Origin of the sequence: Neptunicoccus cionae, assembly GCF_014643735.1 — a bacterium.
Lineage (GTDB): Bacteria > Pseudomonadota > Alphaproteobacteria > Rhodobacterales > Rhodobacteraceae > Amylibacter > Amylibacter cionae.
Genome location: NZ_BMKA01000002.1, coordinates 984,572 through 1,001,948 on the forward strand (window position 1 = coordinate 984,572; position 17,377 = coordinate 1,001,948).

At 55.0% G+C, this 17,377-nt stretch carries 15 protein-coding genes and 1 tRNA gene; 9 read left to right on the forward strand and 7 right to left on the reverse strand.

Annotation, left to right across the window (positions count from 1 at the left end):
* Positions 1-23: 23 nt before the first annotated feature.
* Positions 24-110 (reverse strand) — tRNA-Leu (locus tag IEX10_RS09975).
* 140 nt (positions 111-250) lie between these two features.
* Between IEX10_RS09975 and IEX10_RS09980 the strand changes: the two genes are divergently transcribed.
* On the forward strand, positions 251-1,264 hold the full coding sequence (locus tag IEX10_RS09980; RefSeq protein WP_188674091.1) for a complex I NDUFA9 subunit family protein: 1,014 nt from the start codon (positions 251-253) through the stop codon (positions 1,262-1,264).
* A 66-nt stretch (positions 1,265-1,330) separates the two neighbouring features.
* Here the strand turns inward: IEX10_RS09980 and IEX10_RS09985 are convergent, their stop codons facing one another.
* Positions 1,331-2,134, reverse strand: coding sequence for an undecaprenyl-diphosphate phosphatase (locus IEX10_RS09985; protein ID WP_188674094.1), 804 nt, complete (start codon positions 2,132-2,134; stop codon positions 1,331-1,333).
* Positions 2,135-2,376: 242 nt separating this feature from the next.
* On the opposite strand from IEX10_RS09985, the gene IEX10_RS09990 reads away from it, so the two are divergent.
* The 6 genes from IEX10_RS09990 to IEX10_RS10015 all read left to right on the forward strand — a co-directional run bounded on the left by IEX10_RS09990 (position 2,377) and on the right by IEX10_RS10015 (position 11,948).
* Positions 2,377-3,813, forward strand: a complete 1,437-nt coding sequence (locus tag IEX10_RS09990; protein ID WP_188674097.1) for an NAD(P)-dependent oxidoreductase — start codon at positions 2,377-2,379, stop codon at positions 3,811-3,813.
* 94 nt (positions 3,814-3,907) lie between these two features.
* Positions 3,908-8,440 (forward strand): glutamate synthase large subunit, encoded by a 4,533-nt coding sequence (gltB, locus tag IEX10_RS09995; protein ID WP_188674100.1) that lies wholly within the window; start codon positions 3,908-3,910, stop codon positions 8,438-8,440.
* 119 nt (positions 8,441-8,559) lie between these two features.
* The gene (gene mtgA, locus IEX10_RS10000; RefSeq protein ID WP_188674103.1) at positions 8,560-9,339 is read left to right on the forward strand and encodes a monofunctional biosynthetic peptidoglycan transglycosylase; all 780 of its coding nucleotides are present in this window, start codon (positions 8,560-8,562) and stop codon (positions 9,337-9,339) included.
* A 54-nt stretch (positions 9,340-9,393) separates the two neighbouring features.
* Positions 9,394-10,059 (forward strand): FtsZ-binding protein FzlA, encoded by a 666-nt coding sequence (fzlA, locus tag IEX10_RS10005; protein WP_188674106.1) that lies wholly within the window; start codon positions 9,394-9,396, stop codon positions 10,057-10,059.
* Positions 10,059-11,093 carry a tRNA epoxyqueuosine(34) reductase QueG gene (queG, locus tag IEX10_RS10010; RefSeq protein ID WP_188674109.1) on the forward strand — a complete coding sequence of 345 codons (1,035 nt, stop codon included), beginning with the start codon at positions 10,059-10,061 and terminating at the stop codon, positions 11,091-11,093. The genes fzlA and queG overlap by 1 nt, the downstream gene beginning before the upstream one ends.
* An 18-nt stretch (positions 11,094-11,111) precedes the next feature.
* The gene (locus tag IEX10_RS10015) at positions 11,112-11,948 is read left to right on the forward strand and encodes an SDR family oxidoreductase (protein ID WP_188674112.1); all 837 of its coding nucleotides are present in this window, start codon (positions 11,112-11,114) and stop codon (positions 11,946-11,948) included.
* A gap of 156 nt (positions 11,949-12,104) precedes the next feature.
* Here IEX10_RS10015 and IEX10_RS10020 read toward each other — a convergent pair whose 3' ends face one another.
* Positions 12,105-12,293 (reverse strand): hypothetical protein, encoded by a 189-nt coding sequence (locus IEX10_RS10020; protein WP_069298415.1) that lies wholly within the window; start codon positions 12,291-12,293, stop codon positions 12,105-12,107.
* A 160-nt stretch (positions 12,294-12,453) separates the two neighbouring features.
* Positions 12,454-13,074: a L,D-transpeptidase gene (locus IEX10_RS10025; RefSeq protein ID WP_188674115.1), complete on the reverse strand. Its 621-nt coding sequence runs from the start codon at positions 13,072-13,074 to the stop codon at positions 12,454-12,456.
* Between the two features lie 177 nt (positions 13,075-13,251).
* On the opposite strand from IEX10_RS10025, the gene dalA reads away from it, so the two are divergent.
* Entirely contained in the window at positions 13,252-13,740 is a 489-nt protein-coding gene (gene dalA / locus IEX10_RS10030; protein ID WP_188674117.1) for a divisome-associated lipoprotein DalA, read from the forward strand.
* A 62-nt stretch (positions 13,741-13,802) separates the two neighbouring features.
* On the opposite strand, the gene IEX10_RS10035 is transcribed toward dalA, so the two are convergent.
* The 3 genes from IEX10_RS10035 to IEX10_RS10045 form a co-directional block, all read right to left on the reverse strand.
* Entirely contained in the window at positions 13,803-14,297 is a 495-nt protein-coding gene (locus IEX10_RS10035; protein ID WP_188674120.1) for a L,D-transpeptidase family protein, read from the reverse strand.
* A 2-nt stretch (positions 14,298-14,299) separates the two neighbouring features.
* Entirely contained in the window at positions 14,300-15,496 is a 1,197-nt protein-coding gene (gene rlmN / locus IEX10_RS10040; protein WP_229678502.1) for a dual-specificity RNA methyltransferase RlmN, read from the reverse strand.
* A gap of 122 nt (positions 15,497-15,618) precedes the next feature.
* Positions 15,619-16,137, reverse strand: coding sequence for an invasion associated locus B family protein (locus IEX10_RS10045; RefSeq protein WP_229678503.1), 519 nt, complete (start codon positions 16,135-16,137; stop codon positions 15,619-15,621).
* Between the two features lie 201 nt (positions 16,138-16,338).
* Between IEX10_RS10045 and IEX10_RS10050 the strand changes: the two genes are divergently transcribed.
* On the forward strand, positions 16,339-17,352 hold the full coding sequence (locus IEX10_RS10050; protein WP_188674123.1) for an asparaginase: 1,014 nt from the start codon (positions 16,339-16,341) through the stop codon (positions 17,350-17,352).
* Positions 17,353-17,377 lie beyond the last annotated feature (25 nt).

Consider the following 17,377-nt stretch of genomic DNA (forward strand, 5'->3'; position numbering starts at 1 on the left):
AAACCATCCTTTTGAGATAGTTTTGGTGCCCAGAAGAGGACTCGAACCTCCACGTCCATACGGACACTAGCACCTGAAGCTAGCGCGTCTACCAATTCCGCCATCTGGGCAACAGATCACGTAGGGGGCGATTTACAGATGGTCGGGGGGGGTGTCAACGGGTGATTCACATCTAATTTCAGCAATTGTGCTTGTGAGTGGGGCCACATCGCATTATTTCAGGGCAAACCCCAGTTGTCGGAGCGCAATTATGTTACAATCGCCTAAAGTTGTTACCATTTTCGGTGGGTCCGGATTTGTCGGTCGCTACATCGCGCGGCGGATGGCGAAAGAAGGCTGGCGCGTACAGGTAGCTGTTCGTCGGCCAAATGAAGCCGTATTCGTGCGCCCTTACGGTGTTGTCGGGCAGGTCGAGCCTGTGCTGGCAAATATCCGTAATGATGAATCTGTGGCGCAAATCGTTGCAAACTCCGACGCGGTTGTGAATTGCGTTTCCGTACTTCAGGAACACGGTAAGCAAACCTTCGAGGCGTTGAATGTTGAAGGCGCAGCGCGGATCGCAAAGGCCTGTGCAGCGGCGGGTGTCGCGCGGTTGGTCCATATTTCAGCACTTGGTGCGAACCTTGAGTCCGATAGTGCCTCTGCCCGCTCAAAGGCAGAGGGAGAGCAGGAGATTCTCAAAGCGTTCCCGACAGCGATGATCCTCCGGCCCTCCGTGATTTTCGGGAATGAAGATCAGTTCCTGAACCGGTTTGCGCAGATGTCTTCCTTCACACCGGTTCTGCCGCTGTTTGGTGGTGGGTCAAAATTTCAGCCAGTTTATGTGGATGATGTGGCGCAAGCGGCGTGCAAAGGAATTCTGGGTGAGGCCGAGCCAGGCATTTATGAACTTGGCGGACCCGATGTGGAAAGCCTGAGTGAGATCGTGAAGCGGATGCTGCATATCACGCGCCGCCGTCGCCTTGTGATTAATCAGCCGTTTTTCCTTGGAACGATTTTGGGTAAGACATTGGATATGGTGCAAAAGCTGAGCCTTGGGTTGTTCACCAACACGATACTGACAGCCGATCAGGTGAAACAACTGCGCAACGACAATGTTGTGTCCAACACGGCTAAATCATTTGCGAATTTGGACATTACCCCAACATCTTATGAGACAGTCGCAGAACAATATCTCTACCGTTACCGCCCGTCGGGGCAGTATGCTGAATTGACCGAGAGCGCACGTCATATGCGTGGCACGCCGACGACCAGCGACTTTTAAGGCGCTATTTCAGACGTTAGTGAACTGTGCAAGGCCCCGCAATCGCGGGGCTTTTTGCGTCTGGTATCACCTGTAGGCCACTGCCAGCAGGATCAGCCCGAGGAGTACGCGGTAGATCACGTAGGGCGTGAAACTGACGCTGCGAAGTAGTCGCATCATCAGGGAAAGCGCCAGAAGTGCGGTTAGAAAACTGAAAACTGCGGCGATTGCGCCATCGCGAAGGCCGGCGGCGTTCGCCTCGCTGATTGCCTCAATGCCCAACAGGGCTGCGGAGGACAGGATTACGGGAATCGACATTAGCATGGCGATGCGGGTGCCGTCTTCTCTGGTGTAGCCAAGAAATCGCGCGCCGGTGATCGCAATGCCTGAGCGGGAGGTGCCGGGGATCAAGGCGAGGGCCTGCCACAGGCCAAGCTTAATGGCGTCTGACATGTCCCAGTTTTTTTGGGTTTTGGTCTGCGCGCCCCGTTGATCGGCGATGTAAAGGAGAATGCCAAATGCGAGCATGGTCCAGCCGATCACTGTGATGTTGCGCATGGCGTCCGACAGTCCGGTTAGTTTCAAGATCAGGCCAAATAGAACTGCTGGAATCGTCGCTATGATAAGGAGTAGTGCCAATCGTGCGGAATCTGTACGGGTTTTTCCTGTGGCCAGATGGAAAAGGCCAGTAAATGCGGATCGGGAGTCTTTCCAGAAGAACAAGATCACGGCGCCAAGGGTGCCAATATGGACCGCAACATCTATCAGTTGTCCCTGATCTGCGACACCCATCACATTGGGGAGCAGGATCAAATGCCCCGAGCTTGAAACCGGTAGAAATTCAGTAATGCCCTGCACAATTGCGAGTATCAGAAGGTGGAGCAGGGGCATGGGCGGGCCTTTATGATTCGTTTCAAGGGGAGAATATGCTCTCTGGGATGGGAAGGGAATCTTAGCTTAAGGTAAGCTTTGCTGACCTATTTAATAATGAACGGGCTCAAAAAATGGAAATTCCCGCACCTTATGATTATTTATGTCAGTATGGGTTACCCAATTTGCAGTTTTCCCTTTGACTGCGGGTAAACATTGGTTAGAAGGCAGGCTCTGGAAGTAGTTATTGCGGGTGTATCATCATGGCTGAACAAAAAATGCTGAAATTTGTAAACGTGGACCGCGATATGCCGGAGAAACGTGTGCCAAATCTGCGTACATCTGATTTCGACGAAATTTACCAGCAGTTTGCAGCCGAAAAAGCGGCCGAGCAATCCAGCCGCTGTTCCCAGTGCGGCGTACCGTTCTGTCAGGATCACTGTCCGCTGCACAATAATATCCCCGATTGGTTGAAACTGACAGCTGAAGGCCGCTTGCAAGAAGCTTACGAGGTCAGCCAGGCGACCAACCAGTTCCCCGAGATTTGTGGCCGTATCTGCCCGCAGGACCGTTTGTGTGAAGGCAACTGCGTGATCGAACAATCCGGTCACGGCACGGTTACCATTGGTGCGGTGGAGAAATACATTACCGATACCGCGTGGGAACAAGGGTGGGTTCAGCCTATCAAACCCTACGCGGAGCGTAGCGAGTCCGTTGGAATTATCGGTGCCGGCCCTGCGGGTCTGGCGGCGGCAGATGTTCTGCGCCGTGCCGGTGTTCAGGTCACAATCTATGACCGTTACGACCGTGCTGGCGGCTTGCTGACCTATGGTATTCCAGGTTTCAAACTGGAGAAAGAAGTTGTGGAACGCCGAAATGGTCAGCTGGCTGAGGGCGGTGTGACCTTCAAGCTGGATTGCGACGTTGGCAAGGATGTCAGCTTTGAAGAGCTGCGCAAAACCCATGATGCGATCCTGATCGGTACAGGCGTTTACAAATCCCGTGATCTGGGTGGTCCGGGTGCCGGTCTGAACGGAATTGTTAAGGCAATAGACTATCTTACAGCTTCTAACCGTCACAACTTTGGCGATGCTGTTCCTGAAATCGACAGCGGAGAGCTGTGGGCCGAGGGCAAGAATGTTGTCGTTATCGGCGGCGGCGATACTGCGATGGATTGTGTGCGTACAGCCATCCGTCAGGGCGCAACCTCGGTGAAATGTCTTTACCGTCGCGACCGTCAGAACATGCCGGGATCCCTGCGGGAAACTGCGAACGCGGAAGAAGAAGGCGTGGAATTCGTCTGGTTGTCTGCGCCCAAAGGGTTTGCGGGTGATGATAAGGTCACAGGCGTTTATGTGCAGCAGATGCGTCTGGGTGCGCCGGATGTAACTGGCCGTCAGGCCCCCGAAGAAATACCGGGTGCCGAGTATCTTGAGAAAGCCGATCTGGTGATCAAGGCGCTTGGCTTTGAGCCAGAGGAGCTGCCGACACTTTGGGACACGCCGGAGCTGGAAGTTACCCGTTGGGGCACGGTTAAAGCCGATTTCGTCAGTAAGCGCACGGCAATGGATGGGGTTTATGCAGCAGGGGACATCGTGCGCGGTGCGTCTCTGGTGGTTTGGGCGATTGCAGACGGGCGCGATGCCGCTGGTTCAATCCTCGCAGATCTGAACGCAAAATCCGCCATCGCAGCCGAATAAGGACCGGACCACGCGCCAATACGATCCGGCGCGGTCCGTCACAGTATAAGATCCGGCCCTGACAGAGATCGGGGTTTTGAAAGGGAAAGCCACCATGACACAGTATGATGCAAAATGGGTAGCCGAAGAAGAAGCCAAACGGGCCATGTTGGCCGAGCAGGGGCTTTACCGCGAAGATGATGAGCATTCGTCTTGTGGTGTTGGCCTTGTTGTTTCCGTTGATGGTAAACCGAACCGCCGTGTGGTGGACGCTGGTATCACGGCGCTTCAGGCGATCTGGCACCGTGGTGCGGTGGATGCGGACGGGATGACTGGTGATGGTGCCGGCATCCATTTGCAGATCCCTAAAGAGTTCTTTTACGATCAGATCCGTCGCACAGGGCATGAACCCGACATCGACAAAATGATCGCCGTCGGGCAGGTCTTTCTGCCGCGGACCGACTTTGGGGCGCAGGAAAACTGCCGGACTATCGTGGAAAGCGAAGTGCTCAAGATGGGTTACTACATCTACGGCTGGCGCCATGTGCCGGTGGATGTGTCCTGTCTGGGAGAAAAGGCGAACGCGACCCGCCCCGAGATTGAGCAGATCCTGATTTCCAACAGCAAGGGCGTGGACGAGGAACAGTTCGAGCGTGAGCTGTATGTGATCCGCCGCCGGATCGAAAAAGCCGTGGCCAAAGCTGCGATCCGTGATTTCTACATCTGTAGCCTGTCCTGCCGGTCGGTGATCTACAAAGGCATGATGCTGGCCGAACAGGTGGCCGTGTTCTACCCCGATCTGAAAGACGACCGTTTTGAAAGCGCCTTTGCGATCTATCACCAGCGCTATTCCACTAACACTTTCCCACAGTGGTGGCTGGCCCAGCCATTCCGGATGTTGGCCCACAACGGCGAGATCAATACCCTCAAGGGTAACGTCAATTGGATGAAATCCCACGAAATTCGCATGGCGTCCAAGAACTTTGGCGAACATGCGGAAGACATCAAACCGATCATCGCTGGCGGGTCTTCTGACTCTGCAGCACTTGATTCCGTGTTTGAAGTGATGGTGCGTGCAGGGCGCTCCGCGCCGATGGCAAAAACCATGCTGGTGCCGGAAAGCTGGTCAAACCTGTCCCACGAAATGCCTGATGCGTGGAAGGACATGTACGCCTATTGCAACTCTGTGATGGAGCCTTGGGACGGTCCTGCGGCACTGGCCATGACAGATGGTCGCTGGGTTGTGGCCGGTCTGGACCGTAATGGTCTGCGCCCAATGCGCTATGTCATCACCAACGACGGTCTGGTGATTGCCGGTTCAGAGGCCGGGATGGTGCCGGTTGATGAATCCAGCATTCTGCGTAAGGGCGCGTTGGGCCCGGGTCAGATGCTGGGCGTTGATATGCTGGAAAACAAGGTTTGGCACGATGCAGAGCTGAAAGATTCACTGGCAGAGGCGCAGCCTTTCAGCAAGTGGGTTGGCTCGATCACCAACCTTGAGGACAATACCAAGACCATTCAGGAAAAGGCTTTGTACAGTGGTGCAGAGCTGCGCAAGCGTCAGATTGCTGCTGGTTTCAGTGTTGAGGATCTGGAGGTCATTCTGCACCCGATGGCGGAGGACGCGAAAGAGTCTATTGCCTCTATGGGGGATGACACGCCAAGCGCGGTGCTGTCGGATAAATACCGCCCGCTCAGTCATTTCTTCCGCCAGAATTTTAGTCAGGTGACCAACCCGCCCATCGATTCCTTGCGCGAATTCCGTGTGATGAGCCTGAAAACCCGTTTCGGGAACTTGGGCAATGTGCTGGATGAAAGCAACGCGCAGACCGAGATCCTTGTGGTCGAAAGCCCCTTCATGGCCAACGCCAAGTTTGAGGCCATGGTCGAAGCTTTCGGCGCGAAAGTGACCGCGATTGACTGTTCCTTTGATCGTGAAAACCCCAACGGATTGCGCGATGCTGTTCACCGTATCAGATCCGAGGCGGAAGAGGCCGTGCGCTCCGGTGCGGGGCATTTGGTTCTAACTGACCGGCGTCAGGATGAGGATAAAATTCCCGTTCCGATGATCCTTGCCACTTCGGCAGTTCATTCATGGCTGACAGCCGCTGGTCTGCGGACCTTCTGTTCGATCAACGTACGTTCTGCGGAATGTATGGATCCGCATTATTTTGCGGTGTTGATCGGCTGTGGTGCGACTACTGTGAACGCCTATCTGGCGCAGGATAGTCTGGCGGACCGGATTGATCGGGGCTTGTTGGATTGTACGCTTGATGTGGCGATGGAACGCTACCGCGAGGCGATTAATCAGGGCTTGCTGAAAATCATGGCGAAGATGGGGATTTCTGTGATCTCCAGTTATCGCGGTGGTCTGAACTTTGAAGCTGTGGGGCTGTCCCGTGCGATGGTCGCCGAATTCTTCCCAGGTATGCACAGCCGCATTTCAGGTATCGGCCTGTTCGGTATTCAAAAGAAAATACGCGAAGTGCACGCCCGTGGCTGGCTTGGCCAGCAGAACGTTCTGCCCATTGGCGGCTTTTACAAAGAGCGGCGCACCGGCGAGAAACACGCATGGGAAGCACAATCCATGCATATGCTGCAAGCCGCGTGTGATCGGGCGAGCTTTGATCTGTGGAAGCAGTATTCCCGCAAGATGCAGTCCAATCCGCCGATTCACCTGCGGGATTTGCTGGACTTCAATTCGACCGCCAAACCTATTTCTGTGGACGAAGTGGAAAGCATCACCTCTATCCGTAAGCGGTTTGTGACACCGGGTATGTCCCTTGGCGCATTGTCGCCAGAGGCGCATAAGACACTGAACGTCGCTATGAACCGCATCGGGGCGAAATCCGACAGTGGTGAGGGCGGCGAAGATCCGGCGCATTTTGTGCCGGAACCTAATGGGGATAATCCGTCTGCCAAAATCAAACAGGTGGCTTCGGGCCGGTTTGGGGTGACTGCGGAGTACCTCAACCAGTGTGAAGAGCTGGAAATCAAGGTAGCGCAAGGCGCGAAACCGGGTGAAGGTGGCCAACTTCCGGGGATCAAGGTCACCGACCTGATTGCACGGCTGCGTCATTCGACCAAAGGTGTGACACTGATTTCACCGCCGCCACACCACGATATCTACTCGATCGAGGATCTGGCGCAGCTGATTTATGACCTCAAGCAAATCAACCCGCGCGCTAAAGTGACCGTGAAACTGGTTGCCAGCAGCGGCGTAGGTACAATTGCTGCGGGTGTCGCAAAAGCGAAGGCGGATGTGATCCTGATTTCGGGGCACAACGGCGGGACAGGCGCATCGCCTGCGACCTCGATCAAATATGCGGGTCTGCCGTGGGAAATGGGGCTGAGCGAGGCGCATCAGGTCCTGTCCATGAACAAGCTGCGGGATCGTGTAACCCTGCGCACTGACGGTGGTTTGCGGACAGGGCGTGACATCGTGATTGCCGCAATGCTTGGCGCCGAAGAATACGGCATCGGCACCGCTGCCCTGATCGCGATGGGCTGTATCATGGTGCGCCAGTGCCAGTCCAACACCTGCCCAGTCGGGGTTTGTGTGCAGGATGAAGACCTGCGCAAGAAGTTCACCGGCACAGCGGATAAGGTTGTGAACCTGATCACCTTCTACGCACAGGAAGTGCGCGAGGTTCTAGCCTCCTTGGGGGCGCGTTCGCTTGATGAAGTGATTGGACGCGCGGATATGTTGGCGCAGGTGTCCCGTGGGTCAGCCCATTTGGACGATCTGGACCTCAACCCGCTTCTCGTCAGCATCGATAACGCCAACACTATCGTCTACAACCGTGACAAGCCTCGTCAGGCCGTGCCTGATACGCTGGATGCGTCGATTGTGAAGGATGCGGAGCCGTTCTTTAAGGACGGTGAAAAGATGCAATTGTCTTACGCGGTGCAGAACACTCATCGCACGATCGGCACACGCGTGTCGTCCCATATCGTAAAGCGGTTTGGAATGAACAACACGCTGCAACCTGATCACCTGACAGTGAAACTTACCGGCAGCGCAGGTCAGTCCCTGGGCGCATTTGCGGCACCGGGCCTGAAACTGGAAGTGTCGGGCGATGCGAACGACTATGTTGGTAAGGGTCTGTCCGGTGGCACAATTGTTGTTCGCCCACCGCTGGGGTCCCCGATTACAGCCAGTGAAAATACCATCATCGGCAACACAGTGCTTTACGGTGCGACTGCGGGTCGCCTGTTTGCCAATGGCCGCGCGGGCGAACGGTTCGCTGTGCGCAATTCCGGTGCAAAAGTGGTGATTGAAGGCTGCGGCACCAACGGGTGTGAATATATGACTGGCGGTGTGGCTGTAATCCTTGGCTCTGTCGGAGCGAATTTTGGCGCGGGTATGACCGGCGGCATGGCCTATATCTACGATCCGGACGCGCAGCTCGACAAGCTGATCAACCGTGAAACACTTGTGACTAACGGGGTGACTGTCGATCACTGGAAGGTTGAACTCAAGTCCCTGCTGGAAGACCACCTTGCAGAGACGCGATCGGCCAAAGCAGCGGATATTCTGCGCCGCTGGGATGAGGAGCTTGCCAATTTCGTGCAAATTTGCCCCAAAGAGATGCTGAACCGCCTGCCAGCCCCGCTGAGCATGGAAACCGGCAAAAAGACGGCCTGACATTTTTCAGACCCGTATTAAGTAAGACAAGGAGGCCGGAGTTTTCGGCCTTCTTTGCTTTTGTAGCTGTTGATTTGAAAGACGCCTTGGCTGAGACTGCCGCCAGAGGGAAATTTTAGATGGCCGATGACGACGCAACCCGAGTGCGCAAGAAGGTGAAAGCCCCGCGGAGCAAGGGCAAGGTCGGCCAGGCGGCAGACAGCTTTAGTGGCGCGTGGCGCTACTGGATTCGCTGGGTAATTCGTAAACTGTTTCTGATCCTGTTTGCCGGTGTGGCGGTCAGCTTGTTGCTGGTTGTGTTACTGCGGTTCGCAAATCCCTACCTGACGTATTATTATGTTGCCGAACGGATGCGTTTGGGGGAGGTCGCGCGGGAGTGGACCCCGATTGAACATTTTTCACCCGAAGTCGCGCAGGCTTTCGTGGCCGCCGAAGACGCCAATTTTTGCACCCATTTCGGATTCGATATCGAAGGCATCAAAGCCGCGCTTGCAGACGACGGTCGGCTGCGCGGTGGCAGTACCATCAGCCAACAAGTGGCTAAGAACGTGTTTCTGTGGCATGGGCGGACATGGGTGCGCAAAGGCGTGGAGGCGTGGTTCACTGTGTTAATCGAATTGTTCTGGCCGAAGAAACGGATCGTCGAAGTTTATCTGAACATTGCTGAAACAGATGAAGGTGTCTTTGGCGCCGCCGCCGGAGGACGGCATTATTTCGGCGTCACGCCGGACAAGCTGTCCCTGCTTCAGGCCGCCCGCATCGCGGCGGTGCTTCCGTCCCCCAAGAAACGGTCTGCCAGCCAACCCACTTCCTTTGTGAAAAAACGAACGCGGCAAATAATGGCCGGTGCCCGAACTATTGCGGCAGACGGGCGTGCTGACTGTTTCAACAGCGGTTGAAAATTGTTACGCATGAGTGCAAATAGAACCACCCCCAATTAACGTCTGGCTGAAATGTACAAGCTCTATCACTTCCCGCTCTCCCCGTTCTGCCGCAAAGTCCGTCTGGTTATGGCGGAAAAAAAGATTGAAGTTGAACTGGTTGAAGAACGCTATTGGGAAGAGCGTGCGGATTTTCTGCGGCTCAATCCGGGCGGTCAGGTGCCGGTGCTGCGCAGTGACAAGATCACCCTGTCTGACAGCACCTCTATTTGCGAATACCTTGAAGAAAAACGCCCCGAACCCGCGCTGCTGCCCCAAGGGGCGGAAAGGCGTGCTGAAGTACGTCGTTTAAACGCTTGGTTCGATGACAAATTCTACCGCGAAGTGACGCTGAACCTGTTAGGCGAGCGGGTCAATAAAAAGATCATGGGGCGCGGTTATCCAGACAGTAAAAACGTGAAAGCGGGCTCCTCCAAGATCAAGTTCCACATTGATTATATGGGGTGGCTGCTGGACCGGCGGCGCTGGCTTGCAGGGGATCGTATGTCGCTGGCGGATTTTTCGGCGGCGGCGCAACTGTCCTGTCTCGATTACATTTCTGACGTGGACTGGAACCGGAACGAATTGGTGAAAGAGTGGTACGCCAAGATTAAATCCCGCCCTGCATTCCGTTCGCTTCTTGCGGACCAATTGCCCGGCTTCCCGCAGCCGCCTCATTACTCCGATCTGGATTTTTAGTGTCCGCAGACCTGACCCGTGCGCTGCGTGAAAAGGCGCTGGCCGAAGGATTTTCAGACTTTGGCATCTGCCGCCCTGACGCCGTTCCGGAAACTGCGGCACGGCTCTCCGCGTTTGTAGAAAAAGGGCATCACGGTCAGATGGGCTGGATGGCAGAGCGGATGCACTGGCGCGGTGCGCCGTCAGCCTTGTGGCCCGAGGCGCGATCCGTTGTGATGTTGGCGGAAAACTATGGTCCGGATCATGACCCGCTGGATGTTCTGGCGCAAAAAGACCGCGCCGCGATCAGTGTCTATGCGCAGAATAAAGACTACCACGATGTGCTGAAAAAGCGGCTCAAACGGGTTGGGCGCTGGTTGATCGAACAGGCAGACGGCGCCGAGATTAAAGTCTTCGTGGATACCGCGCCAGTGATGGAAAAGCCGCTGGCGCAGGCGGCCGGATTGGGGTGGCAGGGAAAGCATACCAATGTTGTTTCACGACAACTTGGGAGCTGGTTTTTCCTCGGCTCTATTTTCACCACGCTCGATCTGGAGCTGTCGGGTAGCGAAGTGGATCACTGCGGAAGCTGCCGAAAGTGTCTTGATGTCTGCCCGACGGATGCTTTTCCCGCGCCTTATCAACTGGATGCGCGGCGGTGCATATCCTATCTGACGATTGAACATCACGGGCCGGTCGATGTGACCCTGCGCAAGGGGCTCGGCAACCGGATTTACGGTTGTGACGACTGTCTGGCGGTCTGTCCGTGGAACAAATTCGCCAGCCGCGCGGCGGAGATCAAATACCACGGGCGCGAAGAGTTGCAGGCGCCGCGCCTTGCAGAGCTTGCCGCGCTGGATGATGCAGGGTTTCGGGCGCTGTTTTCCGGCTCTCCAATTAAGCGGATCGGGCGTAACAGGTTCGTGCGCAATGCGCTTTACGCCATTGGTAATTCACAAGATCCGGCGCTTTTGAAGGTGGCGCAGGCGCTGTGTGACGATGAAGACGAAGCAGTAGCAGATGCGGCCCGTTGGGCCTGTGCTGAACTGACTTAGAGGTTAAGGGATTAAGACATGACGGGTGTATTGTTAAGCTTTGGCCACGGCTATTCCGCGCAGGCACTTGCGGCTGAATTATTGCCCTTGGGCTGGCAGATCATCGGAACCAACCGGTCCGGCGAAGTGCCGCAAGAGGGCGTTGAAACAGTCGCTTGGCCCGGAACCAATATGGCCCCTTACCTTGATCGCGCGACCCATTTGTTGATTTCCGCAGGTCCGGATGATGCAGGCGATCCGGTCCTCAACGGGCTGCGCGAGGAGATAAAGGGGCGGTCGTTTGATTGGGTCGGCTATCTGTCCACCACAGGGGTTTACGGCGATCACCAAGGCGGTTGGGTGGACGAAAACACCCCGTTGACCCCATCAACCCGCCGCGGGAAACTGCGTGTTGTAGCAGAGGCAAATTGGCAGGCCATGGGCCTTCCATTGCACATCTTCCGGCTGGCAGGGATCTATGGACCGGGGCGGGGACCGTTTGCCAAGGTGCGTGCAGGCACGGCGCGGCGGATCATCAAAGAAAATCAGGTGTTTTCTCGGATTCATGTGGAAGACATTGCGCAGGTTCTGGCAGCCAGCATTGCGCGCCCCAATCCCGGAACGGTCTATAATCTGTGTGATAACGAAGCTGCCCCGCCCGAGGATGTGATCGGCTTTGCGGCAGAGCTTCTCGGCGTGCCGGTGCCAGCGGCCGTGGATTTTGATAAGGCAGATATGAGCGCGATGGCCCGCAGTTTTTACGCGGAGAGCAAACGGGTAAGCAATGACAGGATAAAGACGGAGTTGTGTGTCGTATTGAAATACGCTGACTACCGTTCGGGATTGCGATCCTTACTGGCCGCAGAAGACGGATAAGACGGTAGGGGCTTTGCCCCTCTTGGCCTTTGGCCAATTCACCCGAGGATATTTTAGGAAAATGGAAGAGTCGTTGTGGCAATAAAAAAGGGATAGGCCGAAACCTATCCCTTTCGAATTCTCACTGGCGGCCTATCGCTGCCAGATTTGAATTGCTTAGTCAGCGGCTGCTACAGCTGCGCCAACGATCAGCAGTGCCAGGATTGGCAGCAGAGCGCCGGAAGAAGAAGAAGAGGAAGTTTCTTCAACAACTTCAACAACAGGTGCTACTACTGGTTCAACGTTACCAGCGAAAGCTGCGGAAGCGGCGACGGACATGGCGGCTGCCAGTGCGATTTTTTTCATAATATTTCTCCAAAGTTCTGCGACCCGATTAAGGGGGACAAGGTAGAATGACCCCACGAGCCGCACCCAAGACTGTACCTCGTGTCGCGTTTTAAGCAGCAAAAAATGCGCTTTGCAACTGGAACATGGCCGTATTTGGGCAGTGTAATACACCTTGTCGTCAAATAAGCAACACTTGCGTCCCAACTCTTGATAGGTTGAATAATTCTTCTATGTGTTCGTTGAAAAGCCCAATGCAGCCGTTGGACGAACGGCGCCCGATTTTGCGCGTATCGTGGGTTCCGTGGATGCGGTAATACTTCCAGCTGAGATACATTGCATGTGTGCCGAGCGGATTATCCGGGCCGGGCGGGATGTATTTTGGCCAATCGGGATTGCGTTTGAGCATGTTCGGGGTTGGGCGCCAGTCCGGCCCGACCCGCTTGCGCGTGATAGAAGTGCGTCCGGTGCGAGTCAGTTCCGGTGTTTCGGGAACAGATGTGGGATAGAGTTTGTAAACCGACAGATCTTCCGACCAGAAATGCAGCGCGCGGCTGAGGGTATCCACCAGAATAATACCGTTTCTGGTATTGGAGAAATAGGGTCGCCAATCCTTATTCGTGAAACCGGAGATGTTACGCTTTACCGCGCCGGTTTCCGGATTAGACAGGTTTTCCTGCTTCAACTGGTTATAAAGTACCGGATCGTTTGTTTGTTGGGCGAAAGCAGAACGCCCGAGAGCGGCTGTGGCAAGCAGGGAGCCAGAGAATGCACGGCGGGTTATTTTAAATGGATCAGACATAAGAAAATTCCGTACTTAAAGGGTTACAAGGTCAAATTAGTGTTTTGAAGGCACAGATTCAATTCAAACAATGCCGATGCGGGGTGAAACAGCCAATGGCCATTTGAATATCCTCGAAAACATCATTAAGGCAGAATGCATCTCAATTCGAGAAGCTTGCATTTGGGGAATACTGCCATGTTTCGTGTTGCTGTTACCATTCTGTCGCTATTGTTTGCTGTGTCGGCCTGTACCGAGGTCGATCCAAACCAGCGTCAGGTGTTCCGGATTTCTTCCGGTGATGTTTCTAAAATCCAGTACCGCCATCTGGATGCGGTCAATGCGGTGCGTCAGGCGCAGGGGTTGAACCCGGTTCAACTGTCTTCGCAATTGAATGCGGCTGCGAAAACCCATGCACGGGATATTTCCAGACAGAACCGCCCGTGGCACTTTGGGTCTGACGGGTCCAACCCGATCCAGCGGGTCGAGCGGGCTGGCTATCAGGGCCGGATGCTGTCAGAGAATATTTCCGAGACCTTCGAAAACGATCTGGAAACTTTGGAAGCCTGGATGCGTGATCCGGTGACACGCGCTGGCATCTTGCACCCGCAAGCCCGTGGGCTTGGCTTTAGCTGGCATCAAGATAACAACGGAAAAATCTGGTGGGTTCAGGTTCTCGGGTCGTAATCCCTGATCTGAATAGCCACCACAAAAAGAACGCGCCCCCGAGGCGCGTTTTTCGTTTGTATTTATTTCCGGATATAAATCGGGGTGCCGTCCTTCACCATTGCGTAAATACGCTCCATCTCTTTGTTCGTCACAGAGATACAGCCCGCCGTCCAGTCTGCCTTGTTCCTGTCTTTGAACAGCACCGGTCCGCCGTGGATGAAAATATCCCCGCCCGGTGATTCACCCATTGCAGCCGCTTTGGCGCGATCCTGCTCGTTCGGGTAGGAAATGCCGATAGAGAGGTGAAAGGCGCTGTTCGGATTGCGCCGGTCAATGAAATAGACTCCTTCCGGTGTCTTTCCGTCGCCTTCAACTTCCTTGTGCCCATCAGGCGCAAAACCCAGATCCACGTCAAATTGGACCAGCGCTTGTGTGCCGTGCAGCAACCACATTTTGCGGTCCGATTTATCCACCAGTATTTGGGTGACTTGCGGCCCGTTATACTTTTTGAATTTCGAAGGCGAGCACGCCGACAGAGCGATGCCGGCTGCCATCAGCAAAGCTACAAAACGCATTCTTACAAACCCTCTATTCCACGTTCCATCTGCGCCCGTGATTTGCGAGCCCGTTCTGTTGCGCTTTTCAATTGTCCGCAGGCGGCCATAATATCTTCGCCGCGCGGTTTTCGAATGGGGCTGGAATAACCTGCTGCATTTACGATGTCAGCAAATTTATGGATCCGGTTGTTGGACGACCGTTCATAAGGCGCACCGGGCCAGGGGTTGAAGGGAATAAGGTTGATCTTGGCAGGGATACCTTCGATCAGTTTGACCAGACGGCGGGCGTCTTCGTCACTGTCGTTCACATCCTTCAGCATCACATATTCGAAGGTGATCCGCTCTGCGTTGGACAGGCGCGGATAGTCGCGACAGGCCTGTAGCAGCTCTTCGATTTTGTGTTTGCGATTGATCGGAACCAGCGTGTCCCGCACATCATCGGTGGTGGCGTGAAAGGAAATAGCCAGCATGCAGCCGATCTCTTCACCGACGCGGTAAATTTCGGGGACGATGCCCGAGGTGGACAGGGTAATGCGGCGACGGGACAGGGCGATGCCGCTGTCGTCCATCGCAATCTTCATCGCGTCCCGCACATTATCCGTATTATAAAGCGGCTCTCCCATGCCCATCAGAACGATATTTGACACCAACCGCTTTTCACCGGGTGCAATATCCCATTCTTCCAGATCGTCACGCGCGATCAAAATCTGACCTACAATTTCGGCAACTGTTAGGTTGCGTACCAGTTTCTGTGTGCCGGTATGGCAAAAAGAACAGGTCAACGTGCACCCCACTTGCGAGGAAATGCACAGCGTCCCGCGATCGGTTTCAGGGATGTAAACAGCCTCTACCTCATGCCCGCCCTGAATGCGCAACAAGTATTTGCGTGTCCCGTCGGTGGAAACCTGCTTGGTCACAATCTCGGGGCGCGCGATTTGAAAATTCTCGGCGAGCGTAGCGCGGATGTCCTTGGACAGGTTTGTCATTTCATCGAATGACTGCACGCCTTTGACGTAAAGCCATTGCCAAATTTGACCGTGGCGCATTTTGACCTGCTTTTCCTTGATGCCAACATTGGTCAGCGCTTCAGTCAGTTGATCACGGGTCATGCCGACCAAGTTAGGCAAGGCGCTGGGGTCCTGCTTGCGCGGGATGGTCATAACGTCTTGGGTAATCGGTGCAGCGGGTTCGGATGGGGACATTTTCGAAACTCTCATTGAAAAAACCCCCAATCGCGGGGATTGAGGGTTGTTATAGCATGTTTCAGGCTTTGGGTAGACCCGCTGCAGTCAAATAACTGTCAGAGCGGGCGCGCCTGTGTGTTGGAGGTTGCTGCGGGTCAGCTGCAGCGCTGTTCGGCTTCTGCCAGTGCGGCGGTAAAGCCGTTCAGGGAGAACGTATCTTTGGTTTGAGTACCACGTTTGGATTTCGCGGTCATGATAGCAGATGCGCCGCGCTTCAGCGCTTCGCGGATTTTCTGATCATCATTGGCGGTAGCAGGCCAAGCGTACTCTCCGTCAACAAACAGATCAAAGCTCGCGTCACCTACCAGCATATTGACTGGCACGTCAGGATCGAACGGATAACCACCGGAGAAAGAGACCTGACCCTTGATGCCGTTTGACGGGCGGTATGTCACCCACAACAGAATATCGCCGCGACGTGCGGAAACCACTTTGCCGCCACGGGTATTCACAACTTTGGTCGGCTTGGAAACAACCCAGCATTCTTTGGTGGGTTGGTCTTCGACAAATACAGACCAGTCGGTTTTGGCGTCCACACGGTTGGTGGAATCTTGCGCATAGGCCACGCTGGCCGCTGCGAGGCAGACCGCCATAAAGCCACATGTATATGCCATTGAACGGAACATTTTTTCTCTCAGCCTCCGCGACTTAGTGTGTGCTGAAACAAGTACAGACTGTTGTCTCATCATTGCGATGGCCCTTTTCTACGAGAATAATGTGGTTTTCTTGTGGCCTTTCTCCTAACCAAATGTCAGGTAATCGGCCAGTAGCATGGCAAAAAAGTCGCAGAAATCGGCGGAAAATGGAGCATTATCATGGGTGACTGGGTGAATATGGCGGAAGTGTGGCGTGGGGACATTCTGGAGTCTGTTCATCGGGGCCGCGCAGTGGTCTGCGACTCACGCGGGGAAGTGATTGCCGCATGGGGGGATATTGACGCGGTGACCTATCCGCGGTCTTCCTGCAAAATGCTTCAAGCCCTGCCTTTGATGGAAAGCGGGGCGGCGGCGCGGTTTGCGTTGACGCCGGAACAACTCGCCCTCGCCTGCGCATCCCATGAGGGTGCGCATATGCACACGGATCGGGTAGTGAAATGGCTTGGGGATCTGGAACTGGGTGAGCGTGACCTGCGCTGCGGGCCACAATTTCCCCGCGCAAAAGAAGAGCAGGAAGAGCTGATCCGGTTTGGTCAGAAACATGACCGCACCCACAACAATTGTTCCGGCAAACACAGTGGATTTCTGACGCTAAACAAGCACTTGGGCGGTGACGCTGAATATGTAGAGCTGGATCATCCGGTTCAACAGGCAATCCTAACCGCCTTTGAAGAAATGACCGGAGAGACATCCCCGGGGTTTGGTATTGATGGTTGTTCCGCGCCCAATCACGCTTGTACGTTGCGGGGGTTGGCGACAGCGATGGCGCGGATGGCAGATCCTTCGGCGCTCGGTGAAATTCGCGGTCAGGCGGCGCAAGATTTGGTCTCAGCAATGAAGGCGCATCCTGAACTGGTGGCAGGTCAGGGACGGGCGTGCACAGAGTTAATGGATTCGATGGACGGGCGCACAGTGGTGAAAACCGGCGCTGAAGGTGTCTTCATCGCGATCCTTCCGGAACGTGGGCTGGGCGTGGCGCTTAAAGTTCAGGACGGAGCGACACGCGCGGCCGAAACCGCCATCGCCGCGCTGTTGGTGCGCCTTGGGGTTGCTGATCCGAACCATCCTGCTGTTATCAAAAGGCTTTGCCCGAAGCAGTATAACTTTGCAGGTTTGGAAACCGGCCGGATTGCACCGGCATCAGCGCTCTATGCAGATGGTGCTGCGATCTGATTTAGAGGCGCTTACCTTTCCTTAA